This window comes from Flavobacterium poyangense (assembly GCF_011751075.1).
Classification (GTDB): domain Bacteria; phylum Bacteroidota; class Bacteroidia; order Flavobacteriales; family Flavobacteriaceae; genus Flavobacterium; species Flavobacterium poyangense.
The window spans coordinates 1-2,649 of sequence record NZ_JAALLN010000035.1; the positions used below are offsets into that span (position 1 = coordinate 1).

Here is a 2,649-nt window from a genome sequence, read left to right on the forward strand (position 1 = left end):
TTGCCAATGTAGGCGATAGAATTGACTATACTTTTGTAGTTAAAAATACAGGAAACGTAACCCTTGCTCCGGTAACCATTACAGATGCTAATGCGATTGTGAGCGGTACACTAACAAGTTTAGCTCCGGGAGCAACTGACTCAGCTAGTTTTACAGCAGTGCATACCATTACTTTGGCTGATGTAAACAATGGTCAGGTAGACAACGTAGCTACAGTAACAGGAACCCCTCCAACAGGAGCACCAGTTACAGCTAAATCAACCGATCCAAGTCCAATTTGTGCGACTTGCGCGCCAAAAGATCCTACTTGTACGACTTGTACAACAGTTCCTTTAACGTCTTCACCAAAGGTTGAAGTAAGCAAAAAAGCAACTTATGTAGATGTAAACGGAGATGGAATTGCCAATGTTGGCGATAGAATTGATTACACTTTTGTAGTTAAAAATACAGGATATGTAACCTTAGCTCCGGTAACAATCAGCGATGCTAATGCGATTGTGAGCGGTACACTAACAAGTTTAGCTCCGGGAGCAACTGACTCAGCTAGTTTTACAGCAGTGCATACGATTACTTTGGCTGATGTAAACAACGGTCAGGTAGACAACGTAGCTACAGTAACAGGAACCCCTCCAACAGGAGCGCCAATTACGGCTAAATCAACCGATCCAAGTCCAATTTGTGCGACTTGCGCGCCGAAAGATCCTACTTGTACAACATGTACAACAGTTCCTTTAACGTCTTCACCAAAGGTTGAAGTAAGTAAAAAAGCAACTTATGTAGATGTAAACGGAGATGGAATTGCCAATGTAGGCGATAGAATTGACTATACTTTTGTAGTTAAAAATACAGGAAACGTAACCCTTGCTCCGGTAACCGTTACGGATGCCAATGCAGTAGTAAGTGGAAGTTTGGCAAGTTTAGCTCCGGGAGCTACAGACTCGGCAAGTTTTACAGCAGTTCATACCATTACTTTGGCTGATGTGAATAATGGTCAGGTAGACAACGTAGCTACCGTAACAGGAACCCCTCCAACAGGAGTGCCAGTTACAGCTAAATCAACCGATCCAAGTCCAATTTGTGCGACTTGTACGCCAAAAGATCCTACTTGTACAACATGTACAACAGTTCCTTTAACTTCTTCACCAAAGGTTGAAGTAAGCAAAAAAGCAACTTATGTAGATGTAAACGGTGATGGAATTGCCAATGTAGGGGATAGAATTGACTATACTTTTGTAGTTAAAAATACAGGAAACGTAACTTTAGCTCCGGTAACAATCAGCGATGCGAATGCGATTGTGAGCGGTACACTAACAAGTTTAGCACCTGGTGCTACAGACTCAGCTAGTTTTACAGCAGTTCATACCATTACTTTGGCTGATGTGAATAACGGTCAGGTAGACAACGTAGCCACTGTAACAGGAACCCCTCCAACAGGAGCGCCAGTTACAGCTAAATCAACCGATCCAAGTCCAATTTGTGCGACTTGTACGCCAAAAGATCCTACTTGTACAACATGTACAACAGTTCCTTTAACGTCTTCACCAAAGGTTGAAGTAAGTAAAAAAGCAACTTATGTAGATGCTAATTCAGATGGTATTGTAAATGTAGGGGATAGAATTGATTACACTTTTGTAGTTAAAAATACTGGAAACGTAACCTTAGCTCCGGTAACTCTTGCAGATGTTAATGCAGTAGTAAGTGGAAGTTTGGCAAGTTTAGCTCCAGGAGCAACTGACTCAGCTAGTTTTACAGCAGTTCATACCATTACTTTGGCTGATGTAAACAATGGTCAGGTAGACAACGTAGCTACTGTAACAGGAACCCCTCCAACAGGAGCGCCAGTTACAGCTAAATCAACAGACCCAAGTCCAATTTGTGCGACTTGTAAACCAATAGACCCTACTTGTTCAACATGTACAGTAGTAAGTTTTATTGATGCAATAGATGAAACAGCAGTAGTGTTTAATAGATCGAACGGAGGTACTACAGTGTCGGTATTGTTGAATGACAGGCTACATGATGCACCTATAGTAGCTTCGGAAGTGAATTTGAGTGCGGTTCATGTACCTGCAGGAATGACATTAAATGCGGATGGAACTATTAAAGTTAATGCTGGTATTGCACCGGGAGTTTATACTGTAATTTATAGTATATGTTCAAAAGCAATGGCAGCCGCCGGTACGCCAATGTGTGATCAGGCCGAAGCTAAAATTACGGTAACAACAACAGTTGAACCAATATTCGAAAACGGAACTATTGCATCAACAGGAGGAACTGTTTTCGCAAACATTGCAAGCAACGATAAAGTAAATGGAGTTCCGGCAGTATTAGGAGCAACAGGAAATGCTACAGTTGCAGTGTCAGGAACATGGCCAACAGGGATTACTTTAGATCCGTTAACCGGAAAAGTAAGTGTTGCAGCAGGAACCACACCGGGTACTTACAATGTAGTTTACCAGTTATGTGATAAATTAACTCCGGCAACTTGTGCTACGGTTTCCGATGAAATCAAAGTAACACCAGTTGTAGAACCAATATTCGAAAACGGAACTATTGCATCAACAGGAGGAATTGTTTTCGCAAACATTGCAAGCAACGATAAAGTAAATGGAGTTCCGGCAGTATTAGGAGCAACAGGAAATGCTACAG

General features: G+C 41.8%; 1 protein-coding gene. It reads left to right on the plus strand.

Features of this window, described 5'->3' with window-relative positions:
- Positions 1-2,649, plus strand: a 2,649-nt coding sequence (locus tag G3A47_RS22455; RefSeq protein WP_458294228.1) for a DUF7507 domain-containing protein, incomplete at both ends; no start/stop codon positions are given.